Genomic DNA, 17,524 nt, shown 5'->3' with positions numbered 1-17,524 from the left:
TGGGTTGAAGCAGAGCAAAGGGGCCGTGGTGGGGCAGGGCACGGGCGACGCACGCCAGAGGGGCGGCGGTCTATCGTTGACCGCCGGGCCGGGAGTCGACTGTCAGGCCGGGAGTCGACTGTCGGGCCGGGAGTCGACCGCCGGGGCGGAAGCGGAACACGGGGACGCGGGATGACGATGCGTGACACCGATCGGGCGCTGGTGCAGGCCGCCAGCGCGGTGGCGAAGCTGCGCTGCCGCAGCGCCGCCCACACCCTTGCCACGGCGGCCCGCACCGCCGACGGTCGGGTGGTCTCTGGCGTGAACGTGGTGCACCCCACCGGCGGCGCCTGCCCCGAGCTGATCGCGATCGGCGCCGCCGCCACCCAGGGTGTCAGCGAGTTGGAGACCATCGTCACGGTCGGCGATCGGGGCCGGAGCGTGGTCACCCCCTGCGACTCGTGCCGCCGGCTCCTGGTGGACCGCTTCCCGGCCCTGCGAGTGATCGTCGGCCCGATCGACGATCCCCGGGTCGTTCCGGTCGCCCACCTCACCCCAACCACTCCCACCAACCACACGTGACCCAGGACCTGTGCAACTTCGGGGAAAGTGTCGCCTCGGCGCATGCGGAGGCAGCATCTTCCCCGAAGTTGCTGGGCAAGAAGGGGTCAGCTGGTGCGGGTGCGGATTGCTTGGCGGAGTTCGGCGAGGAAGCCGTTGAAGTCCTGGCGGAGTCGTTGTGCCGTCACGTGCAACACGATCCAGTCCTCGCCGAGCAGGCGGTTGAGGCGCCGTCGGTCACGGTGGAACTGCTCCGGATCATCGTGCCAGAGGCCGTCGTACTCGACCGCGATTCTCAGCTCCGGCCAGGCGAGATCGACCCGGGCGATGAACCTGCCATCCCGCTGCAACACGAACTGGGTCACCGGCTGCGGAACACCGGCCAGCACGATCCGCACCCGCAGCCGTGACTCCTGAGCCGACTCCGCGCCGGGGTCGGCAAGCTGTGCCACGCGAAGCATGCGTTTCCAGCCCCGGGCGCCGTGACGACGGTGGGCCAGCTCCCGCAGCTGATCCGATTGCAGCAGCCGCAGGCCGAGCAGCCGGTCCACCACAACCACGGCCTCTTCCACACTGAGCCACTGGGCCAGATCCCAGCAGGTCCGCAGCGGCGTGGTGACCGGCATCCCGGCGTGTGACAGCACGTCGACCTCGGCGACCTCGCCGGTATGCACCGCGAGACCGGCGACCGGCCCGAAGCGTTGCCCGGCGGGCACCAGAACGTCGAGCGGTTCGGCGTCTCCGATGAACCCGGCACCGAACAGGGCCGCGGCGCTCCGCCCGGCGATCGCCGAACCGGGCGGAAGAACCCACCGCGCCGCAGCCTGGCACCGGGTGCGGTGCGAGATCGTGAGCTGGGCGTCGGCGTACACGTCCCGGAAGATCGGCCGCCACGCTCTGCTGCGCAACTCGCCCCGGGTCAGCAGCCCTCGGGCCACGGCACAAGAACCACGGAAGACGCGCCCGCGCAGTTGCGGCGGACGCCGAGCGGAGGTGGCCATGCCGTCCACCCTGAACGACCGGAAGCCTCTCCCGACACCCCTGTGGACAACCGCCGCCGCTCCCCTCCTGCCCCTTGTGCAGCAGGAGTCGATGGAACTTCGGGGACGATGTTGCCTCCGGGCACGCCGAGGCAACATCGTCCCCGAAGTTGCTGAGCTGCGGCTTGTTCGGGCGAGCCGGTGAAACGTGGGCAGATGGGACGGCTCAGGTCAGGCGGCGGACCAGATGGCGCGGAAGGCGGCGGCCTCGCCGGCGAGCCAGCGCTCGATCTCGTCGGGCTTGGTGCCCTCGGGCATCCGGTGGGTCGTGCCCCGGCGGACGTCGACCAGGACCGGCTCGGCGTGTGGCAGGACGGCGTCCATGTGCCGGGCCGTCAGGTGCAGCGCGGCCAGCATCGCCTCCTCGCTGGGCGGAGCCTCGTCGAAGTGCAGCCGCACCGCCTCGGCGCGGCCGTCGGCGTACCGGATGCCGAAGTGTGGGTTGATCTTGATAGGGAGGTCGCCGAGCATGGCCAGGGCGTCCCGGGTCTGGGCCAGGTCGACACCGGCGGGCTCGCCGAGGGAGTGCAGCCACGCCGTCGCGCCGGGCACGAGCGCCTGGTAGAGCGGACGCCACCGGGGCTTGACCACGTCGACCACCTGAGCCAGATGGGTGCCGCCGGTGTGGAAGGCGATGTCGGCCTTGAGTGCCTTGACGAACTGGCCGTGCGGGTTGAACCCGGAGCGGCTCGCCCGCTGTCGACGCAGGCCGCCGACGAAGCTGGCCTTGGTCGGCCCGGTGCGGTCGACGTACCGGGTGAAACCGAGGAGGGTGGCGTACGGCGTGAGGGGGGTGGAGATGGGCGCGGTCACGAGCATCCTCCCAGGTCAGGAACTCGATTAGTACATACATTCTAATCGACGACCCTGACATCTCCCAGGGCAGATAAGGGGCCAACCGGGTGGATCGGCCACCGGATTTTCCGGGCTGCGGTGAAGCCCGGCCCGGTACCTCGCCAACCCTCCTAGACAAGGGACAACGCGCGAGCTGATCTTCAACTAGAGTCCGGGGCTCCATCGGTCTTCCTTCTCCGGAGCACACATGGCATCCCTCACGGCCCGTTGGCCCCGCCTCGCGGTCGGCGCGGCGGTGCTGGCGACGACCGCACTCTTCGCCCCCGCCACCACCGCACACGCCGCGGACGCCCAGCCCGACCTCTTCGTCTCGTTCACCCGTGAGCCGGTCGCAGAGATCGACAATCTCGGCACCACCGTCGGCATGTACGTCTACAACCACGGTGCGGCCGACGCGACAGCAGTGACCGTCACCTTCGATCTGAGCAACCTCTCCGATGGGGTTGTCGCGACCGTGCCGGACTGGCTGGATACCTGCGAACTCACTGGCGACAACGTCACCTGCACCATCGGCGCGCTCACGGCCGGTCAGGTCACCACCATCCGCCCGCTCTCGCTGGCCAGCCGTCAGGGCGCCAAGCCCGGCGACGCCGGCTCGGTCACCGTGACGATCGCGGGCGCGGAGGACGACGCCAATCCCGGCGACAACACCACGACGTTCCCGGTGACGATCATCGCCTCCGGGCCCGATCTGGTGGCCGCCGCCCAGGACGTCAACGACAAGTCGAGTCGGCTCGGCGCCGGGGACACCGCCCCGCTGTACAGCGGTGTGCTCAACGAGGGTGACAGCGCCGCCACCGACTTCACGGTCGATATCAGCCTGCCCTCCGGCGCCACGTTCGTCGAGCGCTACCGCGACTGCACCTACACGGACTACTACCCGAACGACATCGGATTGCCGTACGTGTACGGGCCGAGCTCGGTCACCTGCGTCCTGCCGCTGACCCTGGAGCCGGGTGAGGGCCTGCTGCTGTTCGACGACGAGACCGGAGAATCACTGTTCAACCTGACCTTCGGTCGCAACCTGCCCGGGCCCTCCGAGCACTACGGCGCGTTCAGCGTCGCCCTGGCCGGGGAGGCGCGGGCGGCGAAGAAGGTCGCCAGCAGCAAGGGCGGCGGCCCGTCCTTCGCCGATGCCGTCCGCGCCCTGCACGACAAGGCCACCCGTGCCGGTCTCGCCCGGCAGGCCGTCGTGGAACGCGAACTCGATGAGTCGGACAACTACGCGGATTTCCGGCTCTGGAGCAAGAAGAACCACCTCGACGTGGCCGTCACCGCTCCTGCCGTCAAGGGCGCCGTTGGCCAGACGATCGACCTCACCTACGAGGTCGTCAACAACGGCCCGTCGGACGGCGGCGGCCCCGGTGTGTCGATCACCGCGCCGAGCGGCACGGTGCTGCTGCCCGCCGAGTGGTGCTACACCGACGGCGGTCAGGGCGGGACGCTGCCCGAGTCGGAGAAGCTGCGCTGCAACTTCGAGAGCGAGTTCCCGAGCGTCGCGTCCGGCTACGGCCGGATTACGGCCACCGTCCGAATCAAGATCAAGTCGACGCCGGGTACCGACGGCACGATCGTGGTCGACGGTGGCAGGTCAATCACCGAGTCCAAGCCGGAGAACAACACCGCCCGCATCGTCATCGACACCGGCGACGGCGGTTCCGGTGGTGACGACGGTGACGACGGTGGCGCCGGTGGGGGCCTGCCGGTGACCGGTGCGCCGGCCGCCGCTCTCGCCGGTGTCGGTGCCGCCGTGCTCGCGCTCGGCGGCGTGCTGTTCGTCCTGTTCCGGCGTCGCCGCGTGGCGTTCCAGACCCCGCGCGACTGACCGCACCCGTCGACGCTTTCGGGGGTGGAACCAGTTTCGGTTCCACCCCCGAAGTGTCGGACGACCTTCCCGGGCCGATAGCCACGGGCCTTCTCGCCGAGCCGAACGCGGCGGCGACCGCTGCGGCCGTCGGCACCACCGCGGCCAGCGGGGCGGTTGCCACGAGGACCGGTCAGAGCTGGCCGACGTCGGTGATCCGCACGACCGCGGCCCCGGCCTCGTCGGAGGCGGCCAGGTCCACCTCGGCGCTGATGCCCCAGTCGTGGTGGCCCTCCGGGTCGTCCAGGATCTGCCGCACCGTCCAGCGCTCCCGACCCTGCTCGATCATCAACAGCGCCGGTCCACGGGCGTCCGGCCCGGTCCCGATCCCGTCGTACGCCTCGTAGTACGGCTCCAGCGCGTCCGCCCAGGCGTCGGCGTGCCAGCCGGAGCCCGCGTCCAGTTCGCCGAGGGCGTCCCAGTGCCGCAGCGCGGCCAGTTCCACCCGGCGGAACAGGGCGTTGCGCACCAGCACCCGGAACGCCCGAGGGTTGCGGGTGACCGCCGCCGGGCGGTCGTCCAGGGCGGCGGCGACCTCCGGCAGGTCCGTCGGGTTGCGCAGCCGCTCCCACTCGTCGATGAGGCTGGAGTCGACCTGCCGGACCAGCTCGCCGAGCCACTCGATCAGGTCGATCAGTTCCTCGGTCTTGGCCTCCTCGGGCACCGTCTGCCGCAGTGTCTTGAACGCGTCGGCGAGGTAGCGCAGCACCAGGCCCTCGGAACGGGACAGCCCGTAGAACTGCACGTACTCGGTGAAGGTCATCGCCCGCTCGTACATGTCCCGGACGACGGACTTGGGGGACAGCTGGTGGTCGGCCACCCACGGATGCCCCCGCCGGTACATCTCGTACGCGTCCTCCAGCAGCTCGGCCAGGGGCTTCGGCCAGGTCACCGCGTCGAGCAGTTCGAGGCGGGCCTCGTACTCGATGCCGTCGGCCTTCATCGCGGCGACCGCCTCGCCGCGGGCCTTGAACTGCTGCGCGGACAGCACCTGGCGCGGGTCGTCGAGGATCGACTCGATCACCGACAGCACGTCGAGGGCGTACGACGGGGACTCGCTGTCCAGCAGCTCGATGGTGGCCAGCGCGAGGGGCGACAGCGGCTGGTTGAGGGCGAAGTCGAGCTGGAGGTCGACGGTGAGCCGGACCCGCCGCCCGGTCTCGTCCGGCTGCGGCAGCTCCTCGACCACGCCGCCGGCCCGCAGGGCCCGGTAGATGGCGATGGCCCGCCGGATGTGCCGGCGCTGGGCGGCCCGGTCCTCGTGGTTGTCGGTGAGCAGGTGCCGCATGGCGGCGAAGGCGTCTCCTGGCCGGCCGATGACGTTGAGCAGCATCGAGTGGCTCACCTGGAAGCTGGAGGTCAACGGTTCCGGTTCGGCCGACACCAGGCGGTCGAAGGTGGGCTGGCCCCACCCGACGGACCCCTCCGGTGGCTTCTTCTTCACCACCTTGCGTCGCTTCTTCGGGTCGTCGCCCGCCTTGGCGAGGGCCTTCTCGTTGTCGATGACGTGCTCGGGGGCCTGCACGACCACGCGGCCGAGGGTGTCGAAGCCGGCCCGCCCGGCCCGGCCGGCGATCTGGTGGAACTCGCGGGCCTTGAGCAGCCGGGTGCGCACCCCGTCGTACTTGGACAGCCCGGTGAACAGCACCGTGCGGATCGGCACGTTGATGCCGACGCCGAGGGTGTCGGTGCCGCAGATGACCTTGAGTAGCCCCGCCTGGGCGAGGGTCTCCACCAGCCGGCGGTACTTGGGCAGCATGCCGGCGTGGTGCACGCCGATGCCGTGCCGGACCAGCCGGGACAGCGTCTTGCCGAAGCCGGAGGTGAACCGGAACCCGCCGATCGCCTGCGCGATCATGTCCTTCTCGGCCCGGGTGCAGACGTTGACGCTCATCAGCGCCTGGGCGCGTTCCAGCGCGGCGGCCTGGGTGAAGTGCACGACGTACACGGGGGCCTGCTTCGTCTGCAGCAGTTCCTCCAGCGTCTCGTGCAGCGGCGTCACCGCGTACGAGAAGAGCAGCGGGACGGGCCGCTCGGCCGAGCTGACGACGGCGGTCGCCCGCCCGGTGCGCCGGGCCAGGTCATCGACGAAGCGGGTGGTGTCCCCGAGCGTGGCCGACATCAGGACGAACTGGGCCTGGGGCAGCTCGATGAGTGGCACCTGCCAGGCCCAGCCGCGGTCGGGCTCGGCATAGAAGTGGAACTCGTCCATGACCACCTGGCCGACGTCGGCGCGGGAGCCCTCGCGCAGCGCCAGGTTGGCCAGAATCTCCGCGGTGCAGCAGACGATCGGGGCGTCGGCGTTGACACTCGCGTCGCCGGTCAGCATGCCGACGTTCTCGGCGCCGAAGACCTCGCAGAGGGCGAAGAACTTCTCCGACACCAGGGCCTTGATGGGCGCGGTGTAGAAGGTCGTCCGGTCGTCGGCCAGGGCGGCGAAGTGCGCGGCGACCGCGACCAGGCTCTTGCCGGATCCGGTCGGCGTGTTCATGATCACGTTCGCCCCGGAGACGATCTCGATGACCGCCTCCTCCTGGTGGGGGTAGAGGTCGAGGCCGCGCTCGGAGGCCCAGCCGGCGAAGGCGTCGTAGAGGGTGTCGGGGTCGGCGGTCTTCGGCAGCGCGGCGGTGAGTGTCATGGCCGGTCCATGGTGCCTGGCTTCCGTCCCCCGGCGCCAACCGGGCCCGCGCCCGCCGCTACCGGCGGCGGTAGATCAGGTCGGCGATCGGGCGTCCCGCGGCCAGCGCCCGCCGTTCGAACCGGGTCACCGGCCGGTGGGCGGGCCGGGGCGCGTAGCCGTCGTACGGGTTGGTCAGGCCTGGGTCGGCGTCCAGGGTCGCCCGCATCGACGCGGCGTACTCCGCCCAGTCGGTGGCGCAGTGCAGCGTGCCGCCGACGGCCAGCCGGGAGCGCAGCCGGGCGACGTGGGCCGGTTGGATCAGCCGCCGCTTGTGGTGCCGCGACTTCGGCCACGGGTCCGGAAAGAAGGCGTGTACGGCGTCCAGTGAGTCGGCCGGCAGCAGATCGATCAGATCCAACGCGTCGCCTTCGGCGATCCGGACATTGGCCAGGTCACGCCGGTGGAGCAGGTCCAACAGGTTCGCGATTCCGGGAGTGTGCACCTCGACCGCCAGATAGTCTCGATCCGGGTCGGCGGCGGCCATCTCGACGGTCGCGTCACCCATACCGGATCCGATCTCGACCACCAGCGGAGCCCGGCGGCCGAACAGGCCGGCGGGATCGAACGGGGCGGCGTCGGCGACGCGCAGGCCGTACACCGGCCACAGTCGCTCCAACGCCGCCACCTGCCGGCCGCTCATCCGGCCGCGCCGCGGGTGGAAGGTACGGATCGCCCGCGCCGGCTGTGGCGCGGCGACGGCGGGGATCGGGTCGGTGGAGGTCACGGCGAATCGAGCCTACGCGAGCACCGCGCCGGCTCGGATGTGAGGTACGACCGGTGGTGAGACCATCATCGGTGTGGACAGGTCCGGGTGTCCGGCGGCGCCCGGCGACTGCTCCGGCGCGCCGGGAGGGGGCATCGTGTCAGTGACCCGTACACGTCCGGCGCCGTCGGCCGCCTCGTTCGCCGCGCCGCTGCTCGCCGTCGCCCCGCTGCTCGCCGTCGCGCTGGCCACTCCGCTGCTACCGGCCGCGCCGGCGGTGGCGGCACCGCTGTCGCGGTCCGCGCCGCAGCCGGGCCCGAGCGTGTTCGTGGAGGTCTCGCCGAGCATGGTGGAACCGGGACATCTGGTCGGGCTCAGGGCGAGTTGTCCGGACAACTCGGTAGGTGCCACCGTCGTCTCGGACGCGTTCGGTCGGGTCGCCGTGCAGCCGCAGCGCGGGTTGCTGACCGGGACGGCCATGGTGAAGGAGCGGGTGCTGCCCGGCAACTACCGGGTCAAGCTGGAGTGCCGGGGCGGCGAGACGGCATCCACCATGGTCCAGGTGGTACGCCAGCTGAAGCCCAGCCATCAGCCGCCGAATCCCAGCCGGGGGCCGGCGACCGGATTCGGCGGCGGTGGCGGTGTCACCAGCCTGCTGCTCCCCGGCGGGCTGGCACTGACCGTCACCGGCATGGTCCTCTGGGTCGCGGCGTCCCGCCGCCGCGGCACCCGCCGGTGACGCCGCCATGACCGCCGCACGCGCACCCCGACCCGGCGGCGCCGGGGCCCGCCCGGCCCGGTCCGGTCGCAGCCCCTGGTCGCTTCCGGTCGCCGCGGTGTTGGTGCTGGCCGGTGTCTTCGCCACCGGGGCAGGGCTGGGCCGCACCGCCGGCGGCCCGCTGGAGTGGGCGGCCGTCGGTGGCGGGCAACCGTCGCCGGGGTGCCCGCCGCCGCCACGGTCGCCCGGCCGGTGAGCCTGTCCGTGCCGTCGATCGACGTCTCCGCCCCGGTGAAGCCGGTCGGCGACGCACCGGACGGCTCGATCGCCGTGCCGCCGCTGAGCCGGCACGAGGAGACCGGCTGGTACGACCGCGGCCCTGTCCCCGGCGAGCCCGGTCCGGCCGTCATCGTCGGGCACGTGGACACCAAGAGCGGCCCCTCGGTCTTCTACGACCTGGGCAGACTGCGTGTCGGCGACACCGTCGAGGTGACCCGCGAGGACGGTTCGGTGGTCGTCTTCACGGTGAACTCGGTGGAGCATTTCCCGAAGGACCAGCTGCCGGCGGAGCGGGTGTACGGCCACGACGGGCCGGCCAGCCTGCGGCTGATCACCTGCGGCGGCCAGTGGGTCGGCGGCGGGACCGGCTACGCCGACAACGTGATCGCCTTCGCCACCCTCACCACCACCCGCGTTCCCTGACGCACCGGGAAGAGGTCAGGGGACCTGCTGGACGACTGCCATGGCCTCACCCTAGGCGGTGCTGGCAGTCAGAGGGGTTCGACGGTGGGGACCAGGTCGACGTCGACCACGATCGGGGCGTGGTCCGACGGGCCCTTGCCCTTGCGGGCCTCCCGATCCACGTACGCCGAGCGGACCGCGCGGGTCACCGGCGCCGACGCGTACACCAGGTCGATGCGCATGCCCTTGTTCTGGTGGAACATCCCGGCCCGGTAGTCCCAGTAGGTGTACGGATGCGGCCCCTTCATCGGGGTGGGCACGACGTCGGCGAGGCCGAGGTCGCGCAGCGCCGCCAGGGCGGCCCGCTCGGCCGGGGTCACGTGGGTGGAGGTCACGAACAGCGCCGGATCCCACACGTCGTCGTCGGTGGGTGCCACGTTGAAGTCGCCGCAGACCGCGAGTGCCGGGCGGGCGGTCAGCTCGGCGTCCAGCGCGTCCCGCAGCGCCGCCAGCCAGGCCAACTTGTAGGCGTAGTGCGGGTCGTCGGGCGTCCGGCCGTTCGGTACGTACACCGACCAGACCCGCAGCCCACCGCAGGTGGCCGCGATCGCCCGGGCCTCCGGCTCCGGGAACCCGGGCTCGCCGGGAAACCCGACCGTCACGTCGGCCAGGCCGACCCGGGACAGCACGGCGACCCCGTTCCACCGGCCGTCGCTGTGACTGGCCACCGTGTAACCCAATTCGCCCACCTCGGCGACCGGGAAGGCGCCGTCCGGACACTTGGTCTCCTGCAGGCAGACCACGTCCGGCCCGGTGCCCGCCAGCCACTGGAGCAGCCGGGGCAGGCGGGCCTTCACCGAGTTCACGTTCCAGGTCGCCAGGCGCATGGTGCCAGCCTGCCGCATCCCCGGCCAACCCGCGCGGCCGGCTCGCGTGGCAGGTGCCACCGGGCACCTGCCCCCGGCACCGGCAAGCGGCCTTCCCTACGGCTGACTGTCGTTCGGTCGGGTCTGTTCGGCCAGGAATCGTTCGAGCTCGGCGCCGAGTTCCTCCGCGGTGGGCAGCGGGCCGCTCTCCGCGGCGAGCAGGTTCTTCTCGCCGCGCCCGCGGGCGTACGCGTCGTACTGCTCCTCCAGGGCCTGGACCAGGGCGGTGGCCTCGTCGCTCTGGGCGACCTGCCGGTCGATCTCCACCCGGACCACCTCGGCGGCCGAGCGCAGCCCGTCGCGGGGCAGCAGCAGGCCGGTGCTGCGGGACACGGAGGCCAGCAGCACCTCGGCGGCGGCCGGATACTCGGCCTGCGCCACGTAGTGCGGCACGTGCGCGGCGAAGCCGAGCGCGTCCCGGCCCTGCTCCCCGAGGCGGAACTCCAGCAGGTGGCCCACGCTGCCGGGGACCTGGACCCGTTGCAGCCACGGCTCGTAACCGGCGATCAGCTCACGCCGGGTGGCGTGCGCGGTCACCCCGGTCGGGCGGGTGTGCGGCACCGCCATCGGGATCGCGTTGAGCCCGACGGTGAGCCGCACGTCCAACCGGGCCGCGAGCCCGGCGACGGCGGCCGTGAACCGCTGCCACTGCAGATCGGGTTCCGGCCCGGTGAGCAGCAGGAAGGGGGTCTCGTCGTCGTCGTGGAGCAGGTGCAGCTCCAGCTCCGGCGCGTCGTAGCTCTCCCAGTGGTCCTCGACGAAGGTCATCACCGGGCGGCGGGAGCGGTAGTCGAAGATCTGATCCAGGTCGAATCGGGCGATCGGGCGGGACTCCAGCGATGTGAGCAGTTGTTCGCGGGCCAGCCGGCCGGCATTGCCGGCATCGACGAAACCGGTGAGCGCCTGGATCAGGACCGGTTGACCGAGGTCGGACAGATCGTCGGTGAGTTCGTAGAGCTCGTGTGGGTCGAGCACCGGTGCGGCCTCCCTGCAGGTGCGTAACGGGTCGTCGGGTTGACGACGCCCCGATCGCCAGAACGTACCCGCCATCCTGCTGCATTCCTGCCGTGCCGGATCGCCCGGCCCGCCGTCGGCCGGTGCGGTACGGCGTTTGCCGCCCCGAGGAGCCGGGCGGTCAGTCGGCGTAGCCGGACGACCGCCAGGTCGCGTCGGCGAGGCGGGACTGGCCGGCCGTGTTGGGGTGGAAGTGGTCCAGCTGGTTGACCAGATCCAGGTCGAACCGGATCCGGTGGGTCGCGCCGCCGTCGTAGCGGCACCGGGAGCCGTACGCCCGGCAGGCCGCCGCCAGTTGGCTGTTGTAGGCGACGATCCGTTCCCGGAACGCCGCCCGGCGGGCCCGGTCGGCCGGCGCTGTCGAGGTCGCCTCGGCCAGCAGAGCCGGGCAGATGCCATGTCGCCAGGCCCGCACCGCCCGCGGTTCCTTGTGGCCGACCTCCCAGAGCCGGTAGAGGTTCGGGATGCTGACGACCAGGACCCGGGCCTTCGGGCGGCCCTTGCGCAGCACCCGCAGGCCGCGATCCACCTCGGCCCGGAACTCCGCCACCGGCGTCATCGCGTCGACGGTGCCCCGACAGGCGTCGTTGGCCCCGATCAGGACGGTCACGTAGTCGGCGCGGTCGCGTACCGCCGCCTCCGCCTGGCCGGCGAGGGCCGCGGCACGGGCCCCCGGGCGGGCATGGTTGTGTGCCTTGCCGCGCAGCCCCGGGTTGCGGTCGAGCAGCCGGCGGTAGTGGCTGTCGACCCGCAGCCCGCCCCCCGTCGACCAGGAATTGCGCTCGCAGGAGGTCAGGACCAGGCAGGACCCGAACCCGCTGGTGATCGAGTCGCCGAGGGCCGCGACGACCTTCGGCGAGCCGGGCGGTGGGGTCGCCCCGAGGGTCGGGGCGCCGCCTCCCCGCCGGCGTCGCAGGCCAACGCGACGAGGGCGAGCAGGCTGACGACCGCGGTGGTCCAGCGTCCAGGCATGAATTCCCCAGCCTCACAGCGCAGAGCGACAGCACGGTGACTCTACGCTGACCGGCGTGGTGTGCGCCAGGGTGCCCGCTGCCCGTGCAGCCACCAGTGCAGTGCCCGGGTGATCCGGGGCAGCACCAGGTACGTCATCAACGGGGTCAGGGTGAGCGTCATGACCAGCACCCGCGCCGCGGTCGGCAGGCCCGGCAGGAGCTGACCGGTCAGCACGGTGGCGGTGAGGCTGAGCGGAAAGAACGCCAGCCAGATCGTCACCGCCTGTTTCCAGCGCGGGGGCGACGGCGGCACGGTCGGCGCCGCGTCGAGCCGCTCGACGACCTCCGCACGCGGCGGGTCGAACCAGCCCTCCACGCCGGTCCGGCGCTCGACCCGGGTGTGCTCGACGATGCCCTGCGCCGAGGTCAGCCACCAGCGCCGCTGCGGCGACTCCTCCCACCGGCGCAGCATGTCCTGATCGGCGAAACGGTAGAGCATGTGCCACTCGCCGGACCCCGGCGCGCTGCGCACCCACCCCGCGCCGAGGAAGCCCGGAAACGCCTCGGCCAGCGCGGTGCCGGCCCGCATCCACGCCACCATCTCGTCGGTGCGGGCGGGATCGGTGCGTCGGGCCACGGCGACGGTCACCGGGGCGGCAGGGCTGACGGTCATGCCTGCCATGTTCCCCGCCGGTCGGCCGATGGGCAGCCGCACGGCCGGTCGGTGTAACGCAACCCACCACCGGTGCCGGGCACAGGTGGGGGGCGCCCACGACGGTTAGCTGTGGCGGTGCCGGGTAGGTGGGGGTGATGACGAGATCACAGCCCCGGCGTGCCCGCGGCACGGTCGGTCACGCCTACAGCGCGCTGAACCTGCGGCTCGTGCTGGCGAGCTTCGGGCTGGTGACGATGATCGTTTTTGCGGTGCTGGCGTTCCGCGCCGACCTGGCCTGGTTGGGCGGCGTCTGTGCCGTCTTCGCGGTGGTCGCCGTCGTCGACCTGGTCGTCATCCAACGTCGCCGTGCCGCTCGCCGCCGGGAGGAACCCGGCGCGCGGCACTCGCTCTTCGAGTGACGGGAGTAGTCCTGATGACCATCGCCACCACCAACCCCGTGACCGGTCAGGTGCTCAAGACGTACGAGGCGATGTCCGACGAGCAGATCGACGGGGCGATCGAACGCACCGAACTGGCCTACCGGCAGCTGCGCGGCACCACGATCGAGCAGCGTGGGCGATGGCTGCGCGCGGCGGCCGACCTGCTGGAGGCGGAGCGGGACGAGATCGCCCGGCTGATGACCACCGAGATGGGCAAGACCTTCGCCGCGTCGAAGGCCGAGGTCACCAAGTGCGCCGCCGCCTGCCGCTTCTACGCCGGGCACGCCGCCGAGTTTCTCGCCGACGAACCCGCCGACGCCGAGGCGGTCTCCGCCACCCGGGCATTCGTGCGTTACCAACCGATCGGGCCGGTGCTGGCGGTGATGCCGTGGAACTTCCCGCTCTGGCAGGTCATGCGGTTCGCGGCGCCGGCACTGATGGCGGGCAACACCGGGCTGCTCAAGCACGCCTCCAACGTGCCGCAGACCGCGCTGCTGCTGGAGGACGTGTTCCGCCGCGCCGGTTTCCCCGAGGGGGCCTTCACCACCCTGCTGGTCGGCTCCGACGCGGTGGACCGGATCCTGCGCGACCCCCGGGTGCGGGCCGCCACCCTGACCGGCAGCGAGGTCGCCGGTCGGTCGATCGCCCAGATCGCCGGCCGGGAACTCAAGAGGACCGTGCTGGAACTGGGCGGCAGCGATCCGTTCGTGGTGATGCCCTCGGCCGACGTGGATCTGGCCGCCGAGGTGGCCACCACCGCCCGCTGCCAGAACAACGGCCAGTCCTGCATCGCGGCCAAGCGCTTCATCGTGCACACCGACGTCTTCGACGCCTTCGCCGAGGCGTTCGCGCATCGGATGTCGGCGCTGCGGGTGGGTGACCCGATGGACGACGACACCGACGTCGGCCCGCTGGCCAGCGAGCGGGGCCGCGACGAGGTCGACGGGCAGGTCCGCGACGCGATCGACAAGGGAGCCACCGTGCTCTGTGGCGGCGAGAAACCCGCCGGCGAAGGCTGGTTCTACCCGCCGACCGTGGTGACGGACCTGGACCCGGGAATGCGGATGTGGGCCGAGGAGGTGTTCGGGCCGGTCGCCGGCCTGTACCGGGTGTCGTCGTACGACGAGGCGATCGAGTTGGCCAACGGCACCGCCTTCGGGCTCGGCTCGAACGCGTGGACCCGGGATCCGCAGGAGCAGGAACGATTCGCCCGCGACCTGGAGGCGGGGTCCGTCTTCATCAACGGCATGACCACGTCCTATCCCGAGCTGCCCTTCGGTGGGGTGAAGAAGTCCGGCTACGGGCGTGAGCTGTCGGCCCAGGGCATGCACGAGTTCTGCAACGTCAAGACCGTCTGGGTGGGCGCGGGCGCGGCCACGGCCGGCGCGGGCGCGCACGCCGAGTAGCCCGCCGCTTGGGGCGACGCCGGAGTGGGTAGGGAACCGGGGCATGACGGCGATCGGTTTCCACGCTTCCCACGAGCAGATCCACCCGCGTGAGCTGCTGGCGGCGGTGATCCACGCCGAGAGCGTCGGCTTCGACGCCGCCATGTGCTCGGACCACTTCGCGCCGTGGAGCGAGCGTCAGGGCCACTCCGGGTTCGCCTGGTCCTGGCTCGGGTCGGCGCTGGAGGCCACCGGGCTGTCGTTCGGCGTGGTCAACGCGCCCGGGCAGCGCTACCACCCGGCGATCATCGCGCAGGCCATCGGCACCCTGGGCGCGATGTACCCGGGCCGCTTCTGGGCGGCGCTGGGCTCCGGCGAGGCCGCCAACGAGCACATCACCGGCGAGGCCTGGCCGAACAAGGACGTCCGCAACGCCCGGCTGCGCGAGTGTGTCCAGATCATCCGCGCCCTGTTGGCCGGCGAGGAGGTCAGCCACGACGGCCTGGTCCGGGTCGACCGGGCCAGGCTCTGGAGCCGCCCGGAGCAGCCGCCGGCGCTGGTCGGTGCGGCGGTCAGCGTCGCCACGGCCCGCTGGTGCGCCGAGTGGGCGGACGGGCTGATCACGGTCAACGCGCCGATGGAACACCTACGCCGCATGATCGACGCCTATCGGGAAGCCGGCGGGCGCGGGCCGGTGCACCTGCAGGTGCACCTCAGCTGGGCGCCGGCGCAGGCCGAGGCCGAGGCGATCGCGTACGACCAGTGGCGCAGCAACGTCTTCGCGCCGCCGGTCTGCTGGGACCTGACCACGCCCGAGCACTTCGACGCGGTCTCCGCCGAGGTGCCGATGACCCGGCTCGCCGAGGTGGTCAACATCTCCGCCGACCTGGGCCGGCACGTGGGTTGGCTGGAGGAGTACGTCGATCTCGGCTTCGACCAGATCGCCCTGCACCACGTCGGGCAGGAGCAGCGGGCGTTCCTTGACGCCTTCGGCGACCGGGTCCTGCCGAAACTGCGCCGCGCCGGCTGACCGTCGACCGCCGGTGCACGGAGGCCAGCGGTCCAGGTCCGTCAGGCCGGGTTTGCTGCTTCTTGAAGCTGAAGGACGAGTACGTCCATCGGTGGGAAGCCGGTTGGATAGGCGGTGGCGACGGGTTGCCAGCCCCAGTGTTGGTAGATGTGGCGAGCTGGCGCGGCGGGGTTTGAGCACAGTGTTGCCAGGTGTTCTGGCCGTCGGTCGAGCAGGGCCGCCATGAGCTGTGCGCCGATTCCCCGGCCACGATGTGGCTTGCGTACGGCGAGTTCGATGACGGCGAACTTGGTGCGTCCCCTGGTCTCGACGGGTTCGTGGTCGGTGTCTGGCCACCATTCGTCGGCGGAGAAGGCGTGTCCGTAGGCGTAACCGATCACTTCGGTGTCGGTCTCCGCGGTGACGAGGGCGAAGCCGGGCTGGGACGACTCCTCGGCGAACCGTTGCACGTATGCGGTGACGTGTTCGTCGGTTTCCAGGTACGGCGGTTCGGCGTAGACCTCCCGGTAGAGGTCTATGAAGTGCGGCCGATGGCGTGGCAGGTCGGTCGCGTCGAGGCGGCGGATGTGAGGTTGGCTGGTCACGCAGGCTGCCCGGTGATCTGGAGGGTGTGGACCTGTCCAAGAAGATCACGGGCGGCTGGCGCGGTGGATGTTTGGAGCTGGTGGCAGAACTCGCGCAGCCGGGCGTTTGCCCGGCCGGAGCGGACGTCTTTGAACAGTGGGAGCACTGGGGCCACGATGTGACAGGCGCGGGTCTGGTCCCCTTCAGCCAGCAGCGACAGGCCGAGGCGGACGCTGTAGTAGGCGCGGTTGCGCTGGAACTTGGCTCCCAGGCCGTCGACGGCCGCCTGCATGGCGGTGGCGGCCTGTTCGGGTCGGCCGAGGTAGCCGCTGGCGGTGGCGCGGCGGGCGGCGAGTTCCGCGGTGTCGAAGAAGGCGAGCCAGTGCGGGTCTTCCTCGCCGATGTCGGGGTGGAAGACGTGGTAGGCGCGGTGCATCGCGTTGCGTGAGGCGGCGGCGTCGCCGAGTTGTGCCCAGCAGACGGCCTCGCGCGCCGCAAGCAGGGCGGCCAGGCGCGGCGGTGCCCAGCCGGCGGCTCGGCGTTGCGCGAGCTGGATGAGCTGGATGGCCTCGCGGGGGCGTCCCTGGTAGCGCGACAGCGTGTTCATGCTCGCGAGGGTGAGGACTTCCAGGTTGAGGTCGTCGGCGAGTTGAGCGGCGCGAAGCGCTTCGCCGTAGTAGAACCTGGCTTCTTCGTAGCGGCCGGCGTCGAAGTGGAGCCAGCCGGCCATCTCAGCCATCTCGCCGTACGCGGATTGGAGTTCGCGGCCGGTCGGCTCGTTGTAGTCGGCCTGGTTGAGCAGGCTGTCGACCTTGCTCAGGCACCACTGGGCGGCCTGGCAGACGGCCTCGCCGCCGATCTGATCGTCGAGGGTGTACAGCTCGGGCACCATGAGTCGGATCTGGCGTGCCCCGTCGGCGGCGACGTAGGTCTGGACCTCGCCGAGTACGGCCGCGAACGGCGCGGCCAGCGAGGCGCTGACCAGCGTGCGGCGCTTCATCGGCTCGGCCTCCTCGTCTCCCTGCGTGCCCAGGTTATCCCCAGACCAAGCCGGGACGGGAGCGAGCCCGGCGAGCAGGCGCGGCGCGCCGAGACCGTCCACGATCTGGCTGATGGTGCGGATGTCGAAGCATCTACTCGTGCCGCTCATCAGCCGGGAGATGTGCGCCTGGGACAGGCCGGTCAGCTCGGCGAACTGCGTCTGTGACGCGCCGGTCTCGTTGGCCACGGCGGTCAGCACGGTCTGCCAGTTCCACTGGCTCAACGCCCGACGCATGTCCGCGGTGAACCACACCTGCGGAGGCACCTGCATCGTCAGCGCGGGCACTTCACGGCGGCTTGAGGTGCACGGAGCGCATTGCGGTGCGGTGTTGTAGCGGCTCAGCGGTGTGCCGCAGTCCTGGCAGCGGCGGTCGTCCTCGGACACGCGAATCCTCCCCGTGACCATGCCGCCGTCCGGCACATGCCCCATCAACG

Annotated in this window: 15 protein-coding genes and 2 pseudogenes; 7 read left to right on the top strand and 10 right to left on the bottom strand. The window is 71.5% G+C overall.

What is annotated here, in order from left to right:
- The first annotated feature begins 171 nt into the window (after positions 1-171).
- On the top strand, positions 172-561 hold the full coding sequence (locus KIF24_RS19645; RefSeq protein ID WP_221085299.1) for a cytidine/deoxycytidylate deaminase family protein: 390 nt from the start codon (positions 172-174) through the stop codon (positions 559-561).
- Between the two features lie 86 nt (positions 562-647).
- On the opposite strand, the gene KIF24_RS19640 is transcribed toward KIF24_RS19645, so the two are convergent.
- Together KIF24_RS19640 and KIF24_RS19635 are read right to left on the bottom strand one after the other, a co-directional pair.
- Positions 648-1,541: a hypothetical protein gene (locus KIF24_RS19640; protein WP_221085298.1), complete on the bottom strand. Its 894-nt coding sequence runs from the start codon at positions 1,539-1,541 to the stop codon at positions 648-650.
- Positions 1,542-1,751: 210 nt separating this feature from the next.
- Complete coding sequence (locus KIF24_RS19635; RefSeq protein ID WP_221085297.1) at positions 1,752-2,393, bottom strand: hypothetical protein; 642 nt, start codon at positions 2,391-2,393, stop codon at positions 1,752-1,754.
- 229 nt (positions 2,394-2,622) lie between these two features.
- Between KIF24_RS19635 and KIF24_RS19630 the strand changes: the two genes are divergently transcribed.
- Positions 2,623-4,260: an LPXTG cell wall anchor domain-containing protein gene (locus KIF24_RS19630; protein ID WP_221085296.1), complete on the top strand. Its 1,638-nt coding sequence runs from the start codon at positions 2,623-2,625 to the stop codon at positions 4,258-4,260.
- Positions 4,261-4,432: 172 nt separating this feature from the next.
- On the opposite strand, the gene KIF24_RS19625 is transcribed toward KIF24_RS19630, so the two are convergent.
- Entirely contained in the window at positions 4,433-6,937 is a 2,505-nt protein-coding gene (locus KIF24_RS19625) for a DEAD/DEAH box helicase (protein ID WP_221085295.1), read from the bottom strand.
- 58 nt (positions 6,938-6,995) lie between these two features.
- Complete coding sequence (gene trmB / locus KIF24_RS19620) at positions 6,996-7,703, bottom strand: tRNA (guanosine(46)-N7)-methyltransferase TrmB (RefSeq protein ID WP_407939935.1); 708 nt, start codon at positions 7,701-7,703, stop codon at positions 6,996-6,998.
- 142 nt (positions 7,704-7,845) lie between these two features.
- Here trmB and KIF24_RS19615 point away from each other — a divergent pair, with 142 nt between their 5' ends.
- Both KIF24_RS19615 and KIF24_RS19610 read left to right on the top strand, forming a co-directional pair.
- The gene (locus tag KIF24_RS19615; RefSeq protein WP_221085294.1) at positions 7,846-8,421 is read left to right on the top strand and encodes a hypothetical protein; all 576 of its coding nucleotides are present in this window, start codon (positions 7,846-7,848) and stop codon (positions 8,419-8,421) included.
- Positions 8,422-8,428: 7 nt separating this feature from the next.
- Positions 8,429-9,102 (top strand): annotated as a pseudogene (locus tag KIF24_RS19610) (class F sortase).
- A gap of 68 nt (positions 9,103-9,170) precedes the next feature.
- On the opposite strand, the gene KIF24_RS19605 reads toward KIF24_RS19610, so the two are convergent.
- The 4 genes and pseudogenes from KIF24_RS19605 to KIF24_RS19590 all read right to left on the bottom strand — a co-directional run bounded on the left by KIF24_RS19605 (position 9,171) and on the right by KIF24_RS19590 (position 12,647).
- A complete protein-coding gene (locus tag KIF24_RS19605; RefSeq protein ID WP_221085293.1) occupies positions 9,171-9,968 on the bottom strand; it encodes an exodeoxyribonuclease III in 798 nt (265 codons plus the stop codon).
- Positions 9,969-10,064: 96 nt separating this feature from the next.
- Positions 10,065-10,982, bottom strand: coding sequence for a proteasome assembly chaperone family protein (locus KIF24_RS19600; protein WP_221085292.1), 918 nt, complete (start codon positions 10,980-10,982; stop codon positions 10,065-10,067).
- Between the two features lie 160 nt (positions 10,983-11,142).
- Positions 11,143-11,993 (bottom strand): annotated as a pseudogene (locus tag KIF24_RS19595) (GDSL-type esterase/lipase family protein).
- 42 nt (positions 11,994-12,035) lie between these two features.
- Positions 12,036-12,647, bottom strand: coding sequence for an antibiotic biosynthesis monooxygenase (locus tag KIF24_RS19590; protein ID WP_221085291.1), 612 nt, complete (start codon positions 12,645-12,647; stop codon positions 12,036-12,038).
- Between the two features lie 137 nt (positions 12,648-12,784).
- Here KIF24_RS19590 and KIF24_RS19585 point away from each other — a divergent pair, with 137 nt between their 5' ends.
- The 3 genes from KIF24_RS19585 to KIF24_RS19575 are packed head-to-tail and all read left to right on the top strand — an operon-like array spanning position 12,785 to position 15,484.
- On the top strand, positions 12,785-13,048 hold the full coding sequence (locus KIF24_RS19585) for a DUF6343 family protein (protein WP_221085290.1): 264 nt from the start codon (positions 12,785-12,787) through the stop codon (positions 13,046-13,048).
- Between the two features lie 14 nt (positions 13,049-13,062).
- Positions 13,063-14,475 (top strand): NADP-dependent succinic semialdehyde dehydrogenase, encoded by a 1,413-nt coding sequence (locus tag KIF24_RS19580; RefSeq protein WP_221085289.1) that lies wholly within the window; start codon positions 13,063-13,065, stop codon positions 14,473-14,475.
- Positions 14,476-14,518: 43 nt separating this feature from the next.
- Complete coding sequence (locus tag KIF24_RS19575; RefSeq protein ID WP_221085288.1) at positions 14,519-15,484, top strand: TIGR03885 family FMN-dependent LLM class oxidoreductase; 966 nt, start codon at positions 14,519-14,521, stop codon at positions 15,482-15,484.
- Positions 15,485-15,525: 41 nt separating this feature from the next.
- On the opposite strand, the gene KIF24_RS19570 is transcribed toward KIF24_RS19575, so the two are convergent.
- Entirely contained in the window at positions 15,526-16,068 is a 543-nt protein-coding gene (locus KIF24_RS19570; RefSeq protein WP_221085287.1) for a GNAT family N-acetyltransferase, read from the bottom strand.
- Positions 16,065-17,474: a helix-turn-helix domain-containing protein gene (locus KIF24_RS19565; protein WP_221085286.1), complete on the bottom strand. Its 1,410-nt coding sequence runs from the start codon at positions 17,472-17,474 to the stop codon at positions 16,065-16,067. The genes KIF24_RS19570 and KIF24_RS19565 overlap by 4 nt, the downstream gene beginning before the upstream one ends.
- Between the last annotated feature and the right edge of the window lie 50 nt (positions 17,475-17,524).

Origin of the sequence: Micromonospora tarapacensis, assembly GCF_019697375.1 — a bacterium.
Lineage (GTDB): Bacteria > Actinomycetota > Actinomycetes > Mycobacteriales > Micromonosporaceae > Micromonospora > Micromonospora tarapacensis.
The sequence above is the reverse complement of the archived record's forward strand: the minus strand, read 5'-3'. Positions and strand labels throughout refer to the sequence as shown.

Coding starts and splice junctions, on each gene's coding strand:
- KIF24_RS19585 (WP_221085290.1), top strand. CDS start 12,785: ATGACGAGATCACAGCCCCGGCGTGCCCGCGGCACGGTCGGTCACGCC.
- KIF24_RS19645 (WP_221085299.1), top strand. CDS start 172: ATGACGATGCGTGACACCGATCGGGCGCTGGTGCAGGCCGCCAGCGCG.
- KIF24_RS19575 (WP_221085288.1), top strand. CDS start 14,519: ATGACGGCGATCGGTTTCCACGCTTCCCACGAGCAGATCCACCCGCGT.
- KIF24_RS19630 (WP_221085296.1), top strand. CDS start 2,623: ATGGCATCCCTCACGGCCCGTTGGCCCCGCCTCGCGGTCGGCGCGGCG.
- KIF24_RS19625 (WP_221085295.1), bottom strand. CDS start 6,937: ATGACACTCACCGCCGCGCTGCCGAAGACCGCCGACCCCGACACCCTC.
- KIF24_RS19590 (WP_221085291.1), bottom strand. CDS start 12,647: ATGACCGTCAGCCCTGCCGCCCCGGTGACCGTCGCCGTGGCCCGACGC.
- KIF24_RS19640 (WP_221085298.1), bottom strand. CDS start 1,541: ATGGCCACCTCCGCTCGGCGTCCGCCGCAACTGCGCGGGCGCGTCTTC.
- KIF24_RS19580 (WP_221085289.1), top strand. CDS start 13,063: ATGACCATCGCCACCACCAACCCCGTGACCGGTCAGGTGCTCAAGACG.
- KIF24_RS19605 (WP_221085293.1), bottom strand. CDS start 9,968: ATGCGCCTGGCGACCTGGAACGTGAACTCGGTGAAGGCCCGCCTGCCC.